The organism is Peribacillus sp. GL_122, assembly GCF_057835005.1.
This window is the reverse complement of sequence record NZ_CM174415.1, coordinates 1,270,868-1,288,180: the sequence shown is the minus strand read 5'-3', so window position 1 is coordinate 1,288,180 and position 17,313 is coordinate 1,270,868. Positions and strand designations below refer to the sequence as shown.

The 17,313-nt window shown below is 40.6% G+C and carries 17 protein-coding genes and 1 pseudogene; 9 read left to right on the top strand and 9 right to left on the bottom strand.

The genetic code is table 11. The features are described 5' to 3' along the window. Positions 1–90: 90 nt before the first annotated feature. The 3 genes from moaA to AC3ISB_RS06240 form a co-directional block, all read right to left on the bottom strand. Entirely contained in the window at positions 91–1,104 is a 1,014-nt protein-coding gene (gene moaA / locus AC3ISB_RS06250) for a GTP 3',8-cyclase MoaA (protein WP_489275837.1), read from the bottom strand. A 108-nt stretch (positions 1,105–1,212) separates the two neighbouring features. Next, on the bottom strand, positions 1,213–1,521 hold the full coding sequence (locus AC3ISB_RS06245; RefSeq protein ID WP_063232206.1) for a metal-sulfur cluster assembly factor: 309 nt from the start codon (positions 1,519–1,521) through the stop codon (positions 1,213–1,215). A gap of 95 nt (positions 1,522–1,616) precedes the next feature. Continuing rightward, entirely contained in the window at positions 1,617–2,405 is a 789-nt protein-coding gene (locus AC3ISB_RS06240) for a prolyl oligopeptidase family serine peptidase (protein ID WP_489275835.1), read from the bottom strand. A gap of 229 nt (positions 2,406–2,634) precedes the next feature. Here AC3ISB_RS06240 and AC3ISB_RS06235 point away from each other — a divergent pair, with 229 nt between their 5' ends. The 3 genes from AC3ISB_RS06235 to AC3ISB_RS06225 all read left to right on the top strand — a co-directional run bounded on the left by AC3ISB_RS06235 (position 2,635) and on the right by AC3ISB_RS06225 (position 3,955). After that, complete coding sequence (locus AC3ISB_RS06235) at positions 2,635–3,450, top strand: Cof-type HAD-IIB family hydrolase (RefSeq protein WP_076367175.1); 816 nt, start codon at positions 2,635–2,637, stop codon at positions 3,448–3,450. A gap of 104 nt (positions 3,451–3,554) precedes the next feature. After that, entirely contained in the window at positions 3,555–3,707 is a 153-nt protein-coding gene (locus AC3ISB_RS06230; protein ID WP_164468789.1) for a hypothetical protein, read from the top strand. After that, the gene (locus AC3ISB_RS06225; protein ID WP_098371317.1) at positions 3,707–3,955 is read left to right on the top strand and encodes a DUF3813 domain-containing protein; all 249 of its coding nucleotides are present in this window, start codon (positions 3,707–3,709) and stop codon (positions 3,953–3,955) included. Before AC3ISB_RS06230 ends, AC3ISB_RS06225 begins: the two co-directional genes overlap by 1 nt. 47 nt (positions 3,956–4,002) lie before the next feature. On the opposite strand, the pseudogene AC3ISB_RS06220 reads toward AC3ISB_RS06225, so the two are convergent. Beyond that, positions 4,003–4,251: pseudogene (locus tag AC3ISB_RS06220) on the bottom strand (KGG domain-containing protein); the annotation flags it as partial. 136 nt (positions 4,252–4,387) lie between these two features. Then, on the bottom strand, positions 4,388–5,230 hold the full coding sequence (locus AC3ISB_RS06215) for a YitT family protein (protein ID WP_098371319.1): 843 nt from the start codon (positions 5,228–5,230) through the stop codon (positions 4,388–4,390). A 156-nt stretch (positions 5,231–5,386) separates the two neighbouring features. On the opposite strand from AC3ISB_RS06215, the gene AC3ISB_RS06210 reads away from it, so the two are divergent. The 5 genes from AC3ISB_RS06210 (at position 5,387) to AC3ISB_RS06190 (ending at position 9,062) form a co-directional block, all read left to right on the top strand. After that, on the top strand, positions 5,387–6,253 hold the full coding sequence (locus AC3ISB_RS06210) for a DegV family protein (protein ID WP_098371320.1): 867 nt from the start codon (positions 5,387–5,389) through the stop codon (positions 6,251–6,253). A gap of 68 nt (positions 6,254–6,321) precedes the next feature. Continuing rightward, positions 6,322–6,453 (top strand): DUF3941 domain-containing protein, encoded by a 132-nt coding sequence (locus AC3ISB_RS06205; RefSeq protein WP_076367185.1) that lies wholly within the window; start codon positions 6,322–6,324, stop codon positions 6,451–6,453. Between the two features lie 103 nt (positions 6,454–6,556). Continuing rightward, the gene (locus AC3ISB_RS06200; protein ID WP_063232211.1) at positions 6,557–7,048 is read left to right on the top strand and encodes a YajQ family cyclic di-GMP-binding protein; all 492 of its coding nucleotides are present in this window, start codon (positions 6,557–6,559) and stop codon (positions 7,046–7,048) included. A gap of 238 nt (positions 7,049–7,286) precedes the next feature. After that, complete coding sequence (locus AC3ISB_RS06195; RefSeq protein WP_098371321.1) at positions 7,287–8,162, top strand: SDR family oxidoreductase; 876 nt, start codon at positions 7,287–7,289, stop codon at positions 8,160–8,162. 111 nt (positions 8,163–8,273) lie between these two features. Beyond that, positions 8,274–9,062, top strand: coding sequence for an MBL fold metallo-hydrolase (locus AC3ISB_RS06190; protein WP_480339974.1), 789 nt, complete (start codon positions 8,274–8,276; stop codon positions 9,060–9,062). A 38-nt stretch (positions 9,063–9,100) separates the two neighbouring features. Here AC3ISB_RS06190 and AC3ISB_RS06185 read toward each other — a convergent pair whose 3' ends face one another. The 4 genes from AC3ISB_RS06185 to AC3ISB_RS06170 all read right to left on the bottom strand — a co-directional run bounded on the left by AC3ISB_RS06185 (position 9,101) and on the right by AC3ISB_RS06170 (position 15,150). Continuing rightward, positions 9,101–10,144 (bottom strand): LacI family DNA-binding transcriptional regulator, encoded by a 1,044-nt coding sequence (locus tag AC3ISB_RS06185; protein ID WP_489275833.1) that lies wholly within the window; start codon positions 10,142–10,144, stop codon positions 9,101–9,103. 341 nt (positions 10,145–10,485) lie between these two features. After that, positions 10,486–12,135, bottom strand: a complete 1,650-nt coding sequence (locus AC3ISB_RS06180; RefSeq protein WP_480339972.1) for a glycoside hydrolase family 13 protein — start codon at positions 12,133–12,135, stop codon at positions 10,486–10,488. 79 nt (positions 12,136–12,214) lie between these two features. Beyond that, positions 12,215–13,750, bottom strand: a complete 1,536-nt coding sequence (locus AC3ISB_RS06175; RefSeq protein WP_144526930.1) for an alpha-amylase family glycosyl hydrolase — start codon at positions 13,748–13,750, stop codon at positions 12,215–12,217. Positions 13,751–13,899: 149 nt separating this feature from the next. After that, positions 13,900–15,150: an extracellular solute-binding protein gene (locus tag AC3ISB_RS06170; protein ID WP_430097796.1), complete on the bottom strand. Its 1,251-nt coding sequence runs from the start codon at positions 15,148–15,150 to the stop codon at positions 13,900–13,902. A 366-nt stretch (positions 15,151–15,516) separates the two neighbouring features. Between AC3ISB_RS06170 and AC3ISB_RS06165 the strand changes: the two genes are divergently transcribed. Next, on the top strand, positions 15,517–17,271 hold the full coding sequence (locus tag AC3ISB_RS06165) for a glycoside hydrolase family 13 protein (RefSeq protein ID WP_480339971.1): 1,755 nt from the start codon (positions 15,517–15,519) through the stop codon (positions 17,269–17,271). Positions 17,272–17,313: the final 42 nt, after the last annotated feature.

The following is a 17,313-nucleotide window of genomic DNA, read 5'->3' as shown; positions in this document are numbered from 1 at the left end:
CAGAAGTTCCTAATAACTATATAAAAAATGAAGGGGTGGCGTAATTGCCATCCCTTCATTTTTTATTCATTCGGAAGGAGTATTTGTATATTACCCGCCAATGAATGACATTTCGATTTTTTCCTGTTTCTTGGCCGTTCCCGCTGCCCGCTCATCCGAATAGCGATCGTACCTGCGATTCCAAAGCGAAATGATGAACCCGGTCAATTCTTCATCTGTCATGCCGGAACGGAGCAATGACTTCAAGTCATGTCCCTTTCCATTAAACAGGCATGTATATAAACTTCCATTAGCAGAAAGACGTGCACGTGTACAACTTGAACAAAAAGACTCGGATACCGAGGTTATGAAGCCCACTTCTGCAGTAGTGCCCTTATAACGGAAGCGTTTTGCCACCTCTCCAAAATAATCTTCTTCTACCGGTTCTAGATCGAATTCGGTTTGGAGCATTGCAAGCAGTTCTCTTTTCGTAATGACATTCTTCAACTGCCAGCCATTTGTATGTCCGACATCCATGAATTCTATATAGCGTAATTGAATGCCCTCATCTTTACAAAATCGGGCCATCGGCAGGATTTGAGATTCATTGGTTTCTTTTTTCACTACCATATTCACTTTAACGCCAAGCCCAGCTTCTTTGGCAGCTGCGATGCCTTCAATAACAGGCTTTATACCGATATTCCTGCCGTTCATCTTCTTGAAAAGTTCATCATCGAGGCTGTCTAAGCTGATATTCACCCTCTGCAAACCAGCTTCCCTCAAATTCACGGCATGTTTTTTCAAGAAGACACCATTCGTAGTCAGTCCAATATCTTCAATACCTTCAATTTTAACGAGATTTGAAATCAGAGTGTTGAGATCTCTCCGGAGTAATGGTTCCCCGCCTGTCAACCTTAGTTTTTTTACCCCTAAGCTTGCGAATATTTTAGAAAGCCTTACAATTTCCTCATAAGATAATAGCTCACTTTTAGGCAGGAACTGAAAATTCTCATGAAAAATTTCAGCAGGCATGCAGTACTGGCAGCGAAAGTTACAGCGATCTATGACTGAAATCCGTAAATCCCTTAGTGGCCTGTCCAATGAATCTTTAATTTGACTGTTCAATTAACCACTCCTAGCCGAAAGTATTAGAAAAAAACCAGACCATAAAAAGTGACTCAATTGAATGGAATCACTATTTTTGACTGGCTTTTCATTTCTATTACAGAGTTATTATTTGATACCTAATGCAATTTTAGCATATCTGGACATTTTGTCTTTCGTCCATGGCGGACTCCAGACAATCTTCACATCCGTTTCCTTGACCTCGGGGATATCTTCCAGAACCAATTTAACTTGATCGACGATCGTCCCAGCCATCGGACAGCCCATTGCTGTCAATGTCATCGTCACCGTAGTCAGACCTTCCTCATCCATATCCACATCATATACCAAGCCTAAATTAACGATATCTATACCAAGCTCAGGGTCAATGACCTGCTCCAAAGCTCCAATGATAATGTCTTTTGTATCTTGATCCACTTCGATCACTCCTTTTATGGAAAATCTCTTCGTTTTAGATTATCGGTTTCATCATTATGTCCGTATAAGCATCATAACAGATTTTGAGTGAGTACTTAAGCATTTTGCACAGCTGACAGTAAATGTTTCGCGAACCAGTCTGCAGTCATAAGTACGCCTTCCCTACTCACTTTATGTCCAGCCTTAGGATCAAGGATGAAATCAATTTTTTCATCTGCCTCATTATACCCTGCTTTGACAGCTTCATAAAAACGATATGCATGTTGATAAGGAACAACCGGATCTTTGGCACCATGCCAAAAAAGAAGCGGACGGTTGGAAAGCTTATCCTGATTCAGACTCAAATCAAATGGCTTGAGCTGTTCAATCACCTTGGCAACTTCCTCATCAGTAGCTGGGAAATTAACTTTCCTTTTCTTAATCTCCGCCATTTGGAGCTCTGCATACGCGACATATGATGGGTTTCCCATTAAACTGACTCCGGCGGATATCCATTCATATGCAGCCAGGGCCCCATTAGTCACTATTCCCCCCATAGAGGTACCAGCTACGCCTATTCTGTCAGGATCAATTAATTTTCGGGATAATAAATCATCCTTCAGCAAAGATAAATCCCGGATTGTCTGTAAAACCATTTCCCAAAAACGGGGCATCATTTGAGAATCACTTAAGCCAGCTTCCCTTTCCCCATGATGGATCACATCGGGAAGAAGCACACGAAAACCCTTTTCTGCCATTAAATAAGCATAGTGAAGATTGTGTTCTTTTGCACTTTGAAAACCATGTATAAAAATAATAACCGGCAATTCCTGATTGAAAGTGGTTTCTTCACCTAGGTGCAGTACAGGAATATGTCCAATTAGTTCTTTTTCAATTATTATCAAGTTAACCCCTCCGAATAATTTGTTCCGGTCTTTTCAATGCCATTATCAATATGGCATTGGCATTCATCATTCCACTCCTTAATCCCGAGCTTCGCTTTAATCATCATGATCCTGGATATAGTAATATCATACAGGAATGCATAAAGAATGAAAAAGATTTACATTTACTTTAAAATAGGCTTAACAATATTTGCATATAATGAAATCAAAAAGAACAGAAGGTGTGTACATGGCTGAGAAACATTTAATCGTATTAGATCTTGATGGTACTTTACTTACAGATAACAAAACAATTTCTTCAAGGACTAAAAAAACACTCCTAAAACTAAAAGAAGATGGACACGAAGTTATGATCGCTACCGGGCGTCCCTTTCGCTCAAGTGAACTTTATTACCGGGAATTGGGGTTGACTACACCAATCGTTAATTTCAATGGCGCTTTCGTCCATCACCCATTACATACAAGCTGGGGGGTATACCACTCTCCACTTGATATAAGTGTTGCGAAAGATATTGTTGAAGCGTGTGATCAGTTTAAATATCACAACATCATCGCAGAAGTCCGGGATGAAGTTTATGTTCATTATCATGATGAAAAGTTGATGAACATGTTTAATGTAGGAAATCCGATCATGAAGACAGGTGACTTGCGCAATTATCTTCAGGATTCCCCAACTTCGATGCTAATTCATACAGATAGTGAATTCGTAGGACAGATTCGCCAGCATTTATCCGATGTCCATGCAGAATTAGTCGATCATCGCCGCTGGGCAGAGCCTTTTCATATCATCGAAATAATAAAAAGCGGGTTAAGTAAAGCCGTAGGTTTAAAACGTGTATCCAACTATCTGGAAATCCCTCAAAACAGGATAATCGCTTTCGGTGATGAAGATAATGATTTGGAAATGCTCGATTACGCGGGAACCGGGGTGGCCATGGGAAATGCGATTTCACCAGTAAAAACGGTAGCAAATACGACTACATTGACGAATGAAGAAGATGGTATAGCGGTCTTCCTCGAAGAAAAATTCAATATAAAAGCCTAATACGTCATTTTTTACCTTCATAATATCTCTTTTTCAAGCCAAACTAATATGGACAACAGCTTCCATTCCGTTGTCGACAACGCTCAGAATCGGAGGAGATAAGAATGGGTAAAAGCAGTAAATCTAAACGATTTGTACAGCAAGGCAAAGAAAGTGTTGCCAGGCATGCCGAAAAAATCCCTTATCACACTACGTTTGAAGAGGCTGAAAAAGACAGGTTAAGAATTATGTCAGAACAAAGCTATGGTGGTTTCTAATGGGAAACAATTTATTCCAGAAGGCAAGGGAATTTGTTGAAGAAGCTCTCCACTCTGAGCATGAAGGTGACCAGCATAAGACAGAGGAAATCGCTAAAAATGCTCTCCACTCTGAGCATGAAGGTGACCAGCGCAAGACAGAGGAAATCGCTAAAAACGCTCTTTCATCAGCCTTTGCCAATACGACAGAGGCCGAAAAAGAACAACTGCGAGAACTCCAGGAAGAGCTGGAAAACCACTCTAAATAACGTGAAAGCCTCCAGGATTCCTGGAGGCTTTCGCTTTGTTTTCATCAATTGTTATTTCGTGCCTTACCGCCTTTTTCACCAATTTCTTTATAAAAGTCTTTACCATGGGAATCAGCAGTGGCTTCTCCGCCCTTTTGTCCAATTTCTTGATAGAATTCCTTCTCATGATTATCCGATGTAGCTTCTCCGCCCTTTTGCCCAATTTCCCGGTAAAAATCCTTGTCGTGATTTTTAGAAGTGGCTTCCCCGCCTTTACGACCTGCTTCCTGTCTGCTCATTTTTTCGTCGTTAGCCATTTTTATCACTCCTTCATAAGATTTTAAATTGGCGCTACAATATAAGAATTAACCGTTTGATACAGGCAATAAACATAATACGCCTAAATATTATCTTTTGTAATAGAAGTGTAATGGCCTTAATTTTTTGTTAATATCATTCCCTGCGGAAAGTTCCAACAATGCCTGAAGTTTCTATGATATTTGTGAAAGCATGTGGATCCACTTCCTTGATGATCTTTTCAAGGTCATACAGTTCATACCTTGTAATGACAATCAATAACATTTCCTTAGTTTCGTTCGTGAATGCCCCTTTTGCAGGAACCCTCGTGATTCCGCGAACTAACTTAGCATGGATTGCCTGTTTAAGTTCTTCGCTTTTCTTTGTAATGATCATGGCCGTAAGCTTTTCATGACGCGTATGAATCGCGTCAACGACACGCGTCGATGTGTAAAGGGTAACAAGTGTGTACAAAGCTTTTTCCGGTCCATAAACAGCACCTGCCGTTACAATGATCACGCCATTCAGCAGAAATAAATAAGTACCCACGGGTTTGTCCTTCTTCCGTGACAGTAGCATGGCGATAATATCCATTCCGCCAGTCGACGCACCGTATTTCAAGGTGATCCCCACACCTACTGCAGCTATGACTCCGCCAAATACCGCATTTAATAATATGTCAGGTGACCAGCGTGTAATCGGAATGATTTCCATAAAGAAGGACATTAAGACAACGCTGAGGAAACTATAAAAAGTGAAAGACTTTCCAACCTTTCGCCAAGCAATGATCGTCACTGGAATGTTCAATAAAAGCAATAGAATACCTGTCGATACATTAAAAGGAGCAAAAGAACCAATCATCCTCGATAGAAGCTGGGCCACTCCTGTAAAGCCGCTTGCATATACGTTTGCCGGTATTAGAAAAAAGTTCATTGCGACGGCATTCAGTAATGCTCCGACCACAACAATGATAATTTTCTTCATTTCACCACTGTACATCCTAAAAACCTCCATTTCACCCTTATTCTATTATCTTTTTAACCTTAATTATTTATTCTATTTACGTAGAGATTGAATTTTCACCGTTACGTGCTACACTAAAATGTAGAGTGACCACTCATTTTCTAAAAATTGTAAAAAGAAAGCAGGTGTATTATGGCTATCACAATTCTGGCAGATAGTGCATGTGATTTGCCGTTGTCTTTCTATAAGGAAAACAATGTTTCATTAATTCCTTTACAAGTCCATCTTGACGGGAAAAATTATGAAGATTTACTTACCATTAATTCTCACGAAGTCTATCAAGCGATGATTGAGGGAAAAGCCCCGAAAACATCGCAAGCTTCACCAGAATGCTTTATAGAACTTTTCACACAGTTTGCCAAAGAGAAAAAACAAGGGATATATATAGCCTTTTCCTCTGAGTTATCAGGAACATATCAAACGGCAGTGATGATTCTTAATCAGGTGAAGGAAGAGTATCCTGACCTTGACATTGAAATCGTCAATACGAAATGCGCTTCGATGGGCGTCGGATTAATTGTAAAGAAAGCAGCCGATCTAGCAGCAAACGGTGCCACTAAAGAAGAAATCCTAGCTGACATAGAATTCCAAACCCGGCATATGGAGCATCTATTCACTGTAGATAACCTTGAGTATTTGGCCCGTGGCGGCCGCATCTCCAAGACATCTGCCCTTGTTGGCGGTTTATTAAACATTAAACCGTTATTGCATGTAGAAGATGGGAAGCTTGTTCCGCTTGAAAAGTTACGCGGCAAAAAGAAATTGATTAAACGTGTAATCGAATTAATGCACGAAAGAGGAAAAAATTTAAAAAACCAAACGATTGCCATCAGTCATGGTGATGATGATGCGACGGCCCTGGAATGGAAGGAAGCCATTAAAAATGAATTCGGGACAACCGATTTCATGGTCCATACAATCGGCTCCGTCATCGGTGCACATGCCGGTCCTGGTACAATTGCCCTCTTCTTCTTAAACGATACCCCTGAGAAATCATAAACATACATACTCCCTTCCATAATTGTGAACAATATATATTGATCAGATAATGGAAGGGAGTTTTCTCTATGTCAAAAACAACCGATGACAACAAAAGGCCAAAAGATAACCAGGCGAGAAATGCTGAAAAAAATGTCGCCTATCAGGAAAATCTTGCTGCGGGTAAGCACTCCTATTCGAAGAAAACAGACCATAAATGAAGCGAGGGGCTTGTCCCCTCGCTTTTTTAATATGGTTTAGATAGTTGTCTTCCTATCACACTTTCTCTATAATAAAGGAAATAAAACCTGCTGGAGGTAAGTGATGGCAAAGGAAAATTCATTTGATATTGTTTCGAAAGTAGACTTTTCAGAGGTAACGAATGCAGTTACCATGGCTATGAAGGAAATACAAACACGCTATGATTTTAAAGGGAGTATAAGCAGCATCACCATTGAAAAAGAAGACCTGGTTTTAGTGTCCGACGATGAATATAAGCTCGAACAGCTGAAGGATGTTCTCATCAGTAAACTCATTAAACGTGACGTACCAGTCAAGAACCTGGACTATGGCAAATTAGAAGGAGCTTCTGGCGGAACCGTTCGCCAACGGGCTAAGTTGATTCAAGGCATCGATAAGGAACAAGCAAAAAAAATCAATACCATCATTAAAAATAGCGGTCTTAAAGTGAAAAGCCAAATCCAAGATGATCAAATCCGTGTTACCGGTAAGAACCGTGACGATTTGCAAGGAATCATTTCCGCAATCCGGGGCGCTGATCTATCCATTGATGTACAATTCTTAAATTACCGCTAAGTATGAAGGCCTCACCTTTGGGTGGGTCTTTTTTATTTGCAGCATTGCCTCAATAGCCGTCTTCCCTCCCTTTTTTCTTCAAATGAATCTCCTTCATGTAACAAGGAAAGACTAGTCATGTTCCCTTAGTTATATAAATAATTACCTATGATTTACTTGGTCATTTTTTCCATGTTTTCTTTTTTCTAAAAAAAGGAATAGAAAAAGCATAGATAATTAAACAGGAGGCGTTTTAATCTTGACTAACCAAAACCAAAATCAGAACAAACAAGGATTTCCACCTCAACATCAACAGCATCAACCTGGATTGGAAACAAAAATGGAACCGAACCCTGATTCAGTTAAAGCTGCCTACAAAGGAAGCGGCAAACTAAAAGGTAAAACGGCAATCATAACAGGAGGAGACAGCGGAATCGGTAAATCGGTTGCCATTTATTACGCCAAGGAAGGAGCAAATGTGACAGTTGCATACTTGGATGAACACGAGGATGCCAAAGCGACTAGAGAATTGATCGAAAAAGAAGGACAGAAATGTTTACTCATTTCCGGAGATATCGGTGATGAATCCTTCTGCCAGGATGTCGTCAAAAAAACGGTTGATGAATTTGGCGGTTTGGACATACTAGTCAACAACGCCGGTGAACAGCATGTGCAGACAAGTATCCTTGACATTTCAGCTGAACAATTGGAAAAAACGTTCCGCACGAATATTTTCTCGATGTTCCACTTAACTAAAGCTGCATTGAAGCACCTTAAAAAAGGAAGCAGCATCATTAATACAACCTCTATCACAGCCTATCAAGGCAACCCAAAACTAATCGATTACTCTTCAACAAAAGGTGCAATATTGGCATTTACAAGGGCCCTGTCGAACTCCATTTCAAAAGATGGCATCAGAGTGAACGGTGTTGCGCCAGGACCGATCTGGACACCGCTGATTCCTGCCTCATTCGGAGAAGAGGATGTTGCCAAATTCGGACAGGATACTCCAATGGGCCGTGCAGGGCAGCCAGAGGAATTAGCACCAGCATATGTATATTTGGCAAGTGATGATTCATCCTATGTCAGCGGACAAGTCATCCACGTAAACGGCGGGACCGTGGTAAACGGATAAGCTTTACCCTTTCAAAAGCAGTGGATTTCACAAATCCACTGCTTTTACTCTTTCAAGCAGGATATTTCCGGTTAAAGCGGAATATATGAATGGGAAGGAGTGGAGTCATTTTTGAAAAATATTGTAGATCCATGGTTCACCGTTCAGGAATTGGACTCAGAAACGTTTGCAATCAGTGAATATGGTCATTGGGAGAAAGTCCATTCCTTTTTATTACTTGGGGAGACCCAAGCTGCGTTAATCGACACAGGATTAGGCATCTGTTCAATTAAGCGGATTACAGACCAGCTTACCGATCTTCCGATTATCGTCCTGACGACACACGTTCATGCCGATCATATTGGCGGTCATGGGGATTATGAAACAATTTATGTTCATGGTGATGATGCCAATTGGCTGATCAACGGCATTGAAGGTTTGTCCTTGGAACAAATAAGAAAGAACATTGCCCGGGACATCACTGTCCCCATACCCGAATCATTCGATCCTTTTACATATAAGCCATACCGGGGGTCCCCTGATAGACTCTTATCGGATGGGGACACGATTGATCTTGGGAACCGCAGTTTAGGCATTTATCACACACCTGGGCATTCACCTGGCCACATCTCAATTTTGGATAATGAAACAGGTTATTTATTTACTGGCGACCTGCTTTATTCAGATACTCCAGTTTATGCATTTTATCCCTCGACAAGCCCTGAAGACCTTGTGAATTCATTAGAAAAAATCGCAAAAATCAAGGCAGTATCCAAAATTTATGGCGGACACAACCAACTCGGCCTCGAACCAGGGATCTTTGAGGAAGTCCTTGAAGCCATTCAATACCTTAAAGAGAATAATTTAGTCAGACACGGAACGGGTGTACATACATTCAAAAGTTTCAGTGTACATTTCTAGGAAAAAAAGGCATTGCTTTTATGCAATGCCCTTTTCGTTCAATAAGTCATGGCCATTACACCTTGCTTGATCGATCTGCAGGAATGCCTTTCCACGAAATGATGTGGAATGATGGTCCCAGCAGGAGCATCTCCAGTCTGCAGCATTTGAATGATGCCCTTAGCGGCCTGATAGCCCAAATCAAAAATATTGATATCTACGGAAGTCAGGGCTGGTAATGACAGTTCAGAGAAAAGAACGTTATTGAAGCTGACGATTGAAATTTCTTCAGGAGTGCGCACGCCCATCTCACGAAGTGAATGCACGATGCCAAGTGCCATAAGATCATCACTGACCACCAAAGCGGTTGGTGGTTCATAGATGGATAGTAACCTTTTTGCAGCTGCTTGTCCCCCTTCATGTAAAAAATCTTCATGCAGGGTATATTCCCTCCTTCGATCGATTCCAGCCCTCTTCAATGCCCGTTCATATCCTGACAGGCGATCAAGGGTCATCACAAGGGTTACGTCACCTCCGATGAATCCAATCCTTTCATGTCCTAGCTGTACGAGGTAATCCGTTGCCTGTTCGGCAGCCAAGACATTATCATTATCAACATATGTTATCTCCTCGATAAAATCATAGGGTTTCCCAATGATCACAAATGGAAAAGTCCTTGCTCTCAAATAGGTCAGAATGTGATCGTTCATCCTTGAATACATCAGGATTATTCCATCAACCATCCCCCCCTGCACCATATTCACTACTCCTTCGTAGATTTCATCTTCTGTTTTTCCCGTGCTTAGCAACAGGGAATAATGATTTTCCTGAGCTCCCTCACTTAGACCCTGAAGGATCGTCGGAAAAAACGGATTTTGATAATAATCATTTGAAGAACTTGGCATTACCAAGCCAATGATCCTGGTCGATTGATTGGCAAGACTACGTGCAATGAAGTTTGGATGGTATCCTAATTTACTCATCGCCTTACGTACCCGTAACTTTGTTTTTTCACTTATCCGAGGATTGTTTGCAATCACTCGAGAAACTGTTGAAGGAGCAACATTCGCTAACTGTGCCACATCTTTTATTGTTATGGCCATGCATTTCCCCTCTCCCCTCTTAGCCTTTATTGACTTCATTTAATACAAGGTGAATACCAATAAACACTTCTCTAATATTCGTTTTATATTTATACATTTTGTATGTATTCATAATACACTCAGTTCGATAGTTATATCCATACTTTTTTTAATGTTTGTTCAATTTTTCAGAAAATACTTACTTTTCCGTTTTTTTCATCTTTGTTTTAAAATTCAAAAAGAAGCTGATGTATGATCAGCTTCTAAAAAACGGCATGTCTATTGGAGATTAAGAAGTCAGACGACTAACTACATAGGATTTAAGCTGATTTCCAATCAAGTCCATAGAAGTGATATACAAATTAATAACGATAAACCCTCGTTTCATATGGACGTAAATCAATAAGGGACACCTCAGGACAATCCTCATAATTAGCTAGCAAAAGTTCCATTTTCCCCCAGTGAGAGAGGTCGATTTGGTGGTGATTCACACTAAAATTACATACTACCATGACTGAATTATCATTCATGTTTCTTGTATAAATATAAAGTTCAGGATGATCTTCCCATAATAATTCATATTCCCCATAAACAAGGACCTGATGTTTTTTTCGAAGATCAATCATCTTTTTATAAAAATGATAAATGGATGACGGGTCATTTTTCTGCTGTTCTACATTAATGGCGCGATAATTGGGATTAACCCTCATCCAAGGTGTTCCGTGCGTGAAACCGCCATTTTCAAAATCATTCCATTGCATCGGTGTTCGTGAATTATCACGGCCGCTATGCCAGATAATGTTCATGATTTCATCATGCGGACGACCTTTGGAGGTCTCTATCCGGTAAAAGTTTTTCATTCCTACATCATCATAATCATCAATCGAATCAAATTGGACATTCGTCATGCCAATTTCCTGACCTTGATAAATAAAAGGTGTGCCTTGCATGAAAAAGTAAAGAGCCCCAATCATTTTTGCGCTTTCCAACCAGTATTGATGATCATTTCCCCAGGTGGATACACTTCTTGGCTGGTCATGATTTTCAAAAAACAAAGCATTCCATCCTTTGTTTTTCAGCCCCTTTTGCCATTTGGTCATTGTGCGCTTTAACCCCTGAACATCAACATCGTGATTCTGTCCCCTATTCCAAAGTCCAAGATGTTCAAATTGAAATATCATATTGAACTTCCCATTCGATTCCCCGACCCATTCTTCCGCCTGCTCAATCCTGACGCCATTGGCCTCACCGACCGTCATGATATCATACTTAGAGAAAGTCTCTTCTTTCAACTCCTTAAGGTAATCCAGAATCCCGTCCTGATTGGTGTGCATTTCAAACGCAGGTACGTACTGATGCCAATATGGATTGGGCATATCCGGAAGGCCATCACGCTTATGAATATGCGTGATCGCATCAATTCGGAAGCCATCGATTCCCTTATCGAGCCACCAATTGACCATTTCATATAATGCCTTTCGTACATCAGTATTTTTCCAGTTTAAGTCTGGCTGCTTTTCGGCAAATAAATGTAAATAGTATTGATTGGTCCTTTCATCGAATTTCCAGGCACTTCCGGAAAAGATGCTTTCCCAATTATTAGGCTCACGACCGTCCTGCCCATCCCTCCATATATACCAATCCCGTTTCGGATTATCGCGGGACGAACGTGACTCTACGAACCAGGGGTGCTCATCACTTGTATGATTCAAAACAAGATCGAGTATCACCTTCATCCCACGTCCGTGAACATCTTTCAATAACAGATCAATATCTTCGTTTGAACCGAATTCATCGGAAACTGCTTGATAATCACTAATATCATAGCCATTATCCGCATTGGGCGATTTATAAAACGGACAAATCCAAATAACATCTATCCCTAATTCCTGCAAATAGTCAAGCTTTGAAATCAAACCTTTTATATCACCGACTCCATCACCATTACTATCCATGAAACTGCGCGGGTATATTTGATAGCAGACCGCTTCTTTCCACCAGGTCTTATTCATGCTGTAACCTCCCGATCCTGTTTTCCACAAAGCCTTAGGGACAATGTTTGGCGGCTACCGACAATCGAGAGGTATATGATTATTTTGGTTGGTTCCGTTTTGAACGCTTAATAACCAAAGCAATGAATATACCAAAAATAAGAAGAACCAATCCTATGACTAACAGGTAAGGAATATTAATAATCGATTTAGGTGACAGTGTGTAGACTTCTGTCGTCTCCCTGTCGATTACGATAGAGTAACTGTTGTCCTTACTGCGGACCAGATCCCCATTCAGCATACCTCTCAACTCTTTATTACTTTCAAGTTCCTTATCAGTAAGGTTTATCGTTTGAGTTTCAGTCGTATTGTTCATGGCGACGACAATCGTTTCATCACCATATACACGCTTGAATACCGAAGCTCCACCTTTTTCATATAAAAGCTCCATATCCCCCTTTACCAACGCTGGGTACAAGTCTCTGAGATCAGAAAGCTTTGTTATATATTCCACCAATTCCTGTTCTGTCTTAAAATTCATCAACTTGTGATTATCCGGGGCATTATCCCCATTTAAGGCAATTTCCGATCCATAAAATACGATTGGCACCCCTGGCATCGTATATAGATACGACAGCGCCATTCTCCATCTGGAACCTGGATTTTCGTTATGGTCGGCTGCATCCTTTGTAAAACGGGGCATTCCCTGTGTATCCATGAATAATGCCTGCTGGGCATTGCCCCCTAATTCATCTTCGCTTTTCTCAAACGCATTAAAAACAGGTTTCAATTCTTTATCGGGTGCAGCAAATGCTTCCCGTAGCTCAGCATTTTGTGGATAAGCCATAAAAGCATCGATACCCGTCTTCTTGTAGCTTGATATCAAATCGGCATCACCTTGTACATCGCCGATTGTATAGAAATTTGATTTTTCAGATTTGACTGCATCCACAAATTCCTTCCAAAAATCTTTTGCTACGTATTGGACTTTATTTATACGGTAACCATCAATATCGGTTTCCGTTATCCACCATTTGGCAGCATCAAGTAAATATTTCCTTGTTTCCTCATTATCTTGATTCAAATCGGGAAGATCATCAACCCAGCCTGTTTCCAAATCCTTTTGGCTACTGTCCTGGGAAATCTTTTTTTCTTCATGGAACCAATCTTGTTTTTTTGGATCGGTCAGCCACGTGGAGTCAGGACCCACATTATTTGCTTGAAAATCAATGATCACCTTCATATCGCGTTTATGTGCCTCATTCACGAGTTTTTTAAACTCTTTCAATGTCCCATAATGTTTATCCGTTTTATAGAAATCTGCCACCCAATCGCCATGATAGCCATTTTCATCATTAGCGAAAATCGGTGAAAGGATGATAGCGGTATAACCCATATCTTTTAAATAATTCAGTTTCTTCGTGACACCTTCGAAATCCCCACCATTAAACGTGGAAGGGTCATTCACGTTCGCATCTCCATTATTTTGAGTATTCCCATCGAAAAATCTGTCGATCAATAATGAATATACGATTTCATCCTTCCAAGTTCGTTGTTCTTTTTCAGCTGCTCCTACTGGAATGGCGTAAAAAAGAAGCAACGGAATTAAAGCGAGTGATAACACTCTTTTTCTCATATCCGCTCTCCTCCTAGCTATCTCTTTACGCCTTTAAGATTAGCCTTTTGACCCCTTAACGTCAAATCCAATTTATAAAAAACTTTACACTAAAGGGACAAATTGGAGATACTGGTCATGTTTACCGAATCGGAAAAGGCAGAACACGATTAACGTTCTTTTTTTATCGTCTTAACCGCTTTATCCAAGGCCCTTTTTGGTTTTGCTTTTTGAGTGCTTATTTCATCCATGGCTGCATTCATCGGTCCCCATACCCTATTCATTTCCGGTATACTCGGCACTGGTTCAGCGTATTGTAATTGTATACTTATGGCTTGTGCCCTTTCATTTTCATTGATTGCGACATTGTGTTTGATTGATTTATTAGGAGGGATTTCCCCGGTTAAATCATAACGCTGCATTGCATTATCATCATTTGTCAAATATTCAACTAACTTCGTAGACCAATAAGGATGTTTTGTGAATGCTGTTACATGCCACCCTTTGATTTCCATCAACGTTTTCATTGGCTGGCCATTGGGCAATTCGGGCATGGGGGCAATTCCTGTATCCTTTCGCCCGGTAAATGAGTCACCATCACTCATGATAGAAGCCAAATTCCCTTGTATGAACAACTTCTCGATCGCTGCCTTGTCGCCTTTAGGAATCAACCCCGCCCTATACCATTTTTGGATGTACGCAGCCCCTTTTATGGCACCCTTATTATTCAAACCAATGTCGGAAGGGTCCAGTTTTCCATTCTTATCTTTAAAAATATAACCTCCCATTCCAGCGATCACTCCATAAGAATCATGGAAATCATTCCATTTGGCATAGTAACCATGCACGTTACCCTTTCTTAATTCCTTCGCCATTTTATAAAGGTCATTCATCGTCTCAGGAGCCTTAGCCATCAATTTTTTGTTATAAATGAAAACGGATGTGTTTACGGATTTTGGCAATCCAAATACCTTATCTTGATACATCTCCCCACTAATTGAAGGTTCAATGAAGGCATTCAATACCTCATCTTCCACCTTCACTTCCTGAATTAAGCCTTCCTTCACGATTTGCCCGACTTTTTCATGAGAAAAAGTTACGACATCCGGGGCCTTTCCGTTTCCGATTGGCCCATCACTTCGAAGCCGCTCATACATCTCGGTAGCTATTTCAAGCTCTTCATGCTCAACTTTGATTCCATATTCTTTTTCAAAAGCTTCAATCACCGGCTTTAGGGCCTCCGCTTTACCTTTTTCCTCCCAAATGATCAATTTTTCCGGCTTCGCTTCATTACTGGCTTTGTCTTCTTTTTTCTTATTTTCTTTCACTACTTCATTCTCCAAATCTGAACTGGTACCACAAGCACTTACACTAACGATTAAAAACATGGACATGAACAAATGAAAAATCAGCTTCTTCACTTTCATTCTCCTTTTTAAAATGTTTATTCTATCATGTCCAAAAGCACCAAATAATACTGTTTTTCAGTTCAGTCATTCAAACAAAGCCACTTAATGAAAACGGTGCCAAAGCTATTGTTATCATTATATGAACGGCTTTGGTTTTTACAACATTTTCCTTGGTGTATTTATTTCCTTGTAGTGATGAACACTTTTTGTTATTTTTTAGTTAATAAGTGCTTTTTTCAATTGAAATCGGGTATATAACCATATTGAAAAACACTTAACCTGGCTTAGTGCAACTTCATTGTGCCCCCCCCTCATAAACAGCCGGAAAGTTTCCTTTTTCACATCCCCAAATACCTATAGAATTGGAGTGGTTTTATAATGGAATTTTCATCCATACACCATAGACCTAATGACAATTACGGCTATACCATCAACACTGAAACCCTACATATCCGCCTACGTACGAAAAAACAAGATATCTCCTCAGCTGGATTGATTTTTGGGGATCCATACATTTCAGATAGTGATGGTCAGTGGCTGTACGAAGAACTTCCCATGAGTTTATCAGGCAGCGATAACCGTTATGATTATTGGCATATCTATGTGAAGCCTCCCTACCGAAGAATTCGATATGGGTTCAAGGTATCCTCAGAAGATGAAAGTGCCATTTACACGGAAAAGGGCTTCTTTAAAGAACCACCCCGAGATCCCGGAAGCTATTTTGCGATTCCCTATCTACATCAAAATGAAGTTTTCGGGGCACCGGAATGGGTCAAAGATACAATTTGGTATCAAATTTTTCCTGAACGATTCGCGAACGGAAACCCCGAAAATGATCCAGAAGGTGTGATACCTTGGGGAAGTGAAGAACCGGCCGTGGACAATTTTTTTGGCGGGGATTTCGAAGGAATCATTGAACATTTGGATTACCTAGAGAACCTCGGCATCAACGGAATTTATTTCACGCCAATCTTCCATGCCTACTCCAATCATAAATACGATACGATTGATTATCGGAGTATCGATCCGCAATTCGGAACGAAGGAAACATTGAAAACCCTAATAACCGAATGCCACAAACGGAATATCCGGGTCATGCTTGATGCCGTTTTTAACCATAGCGGCTACTATTTCCCCCCTTTTCAGGATTTACTCGAAAAAGGGGAGAAATCAAAATATAAGGATTGGTTCCACCCACACAACTTTCCTCTTAAAGGAGGGGAAAGGCCCAATTATGAAACATTCGGTTTTTTTGAATCGATGCCAAAATTGAATACTGCGAATCCGGAGGTGAAAGAATATCTGCTCGAGGTCTCGACTTATTGGATCAAGGAGTTCGATATAGACGCCTGGAGGCTCGATGTGGCAAATGAAGTCGATCAGCCATTCTGGCGTGAATTTCGAACAACGGTGAAAAATATAAAGCCTGACCTTTATATTCTTGGGGAAATTTGGCATGACTCGATGCCATGGCTTCGCGGCGATCAGTTCGATGCGGTCATGAATTACCCGTTTACCAACCAAGTTTTTCGCTTGGTCGCTTCACAAACCATCAATGCGCGCGAGTTCACAGAAGAAATGACAGCCATCTATCACAGTTATCCTACCAATGTTTTTGACGTGACATTCAATCTTCTTGGAAGCCATGATACACCGCGGATTTTCACGGATTGCGGGGAAGATCTAGCTCGAACCAAGCTCATCCACGCAATCCTTTTGACATTCAATGGCAGCCCTTGTATATACTATGGAGATGAAATCGGCTTAACCGGAGGCATGGATCCAGGGTGCCGAAAATGCATGATCTGGGAAGAAGAAAAACATAATACCGAGCTTTTCAATGAAATTAAGACATTGATCCTCTTGCGAAAAGAAGAAAGATTACTTGCCAATGACGGAAAGTTCAAATTCCTTGACACAGCCGGTAACGAAAATATCGTGGCCTACCAAAAGTATAATGGAGAACGTTCTGTCGTGATCCTCATCAATCCGACGGATGTCCAGCAATCCTTTGCCCTTCCTTTTGATTTGAAAGGACGTACACTAACCGATTTAAGAACAAAAGAAACCACACAGGAAGGTAAATTTGAATTGGGTGGTTATCAATATAAAATTCTCGCATTCAATCATTGAGGCAATGAAAACGGGGCAATGAAAGTCATCCGCCCCGTTTTT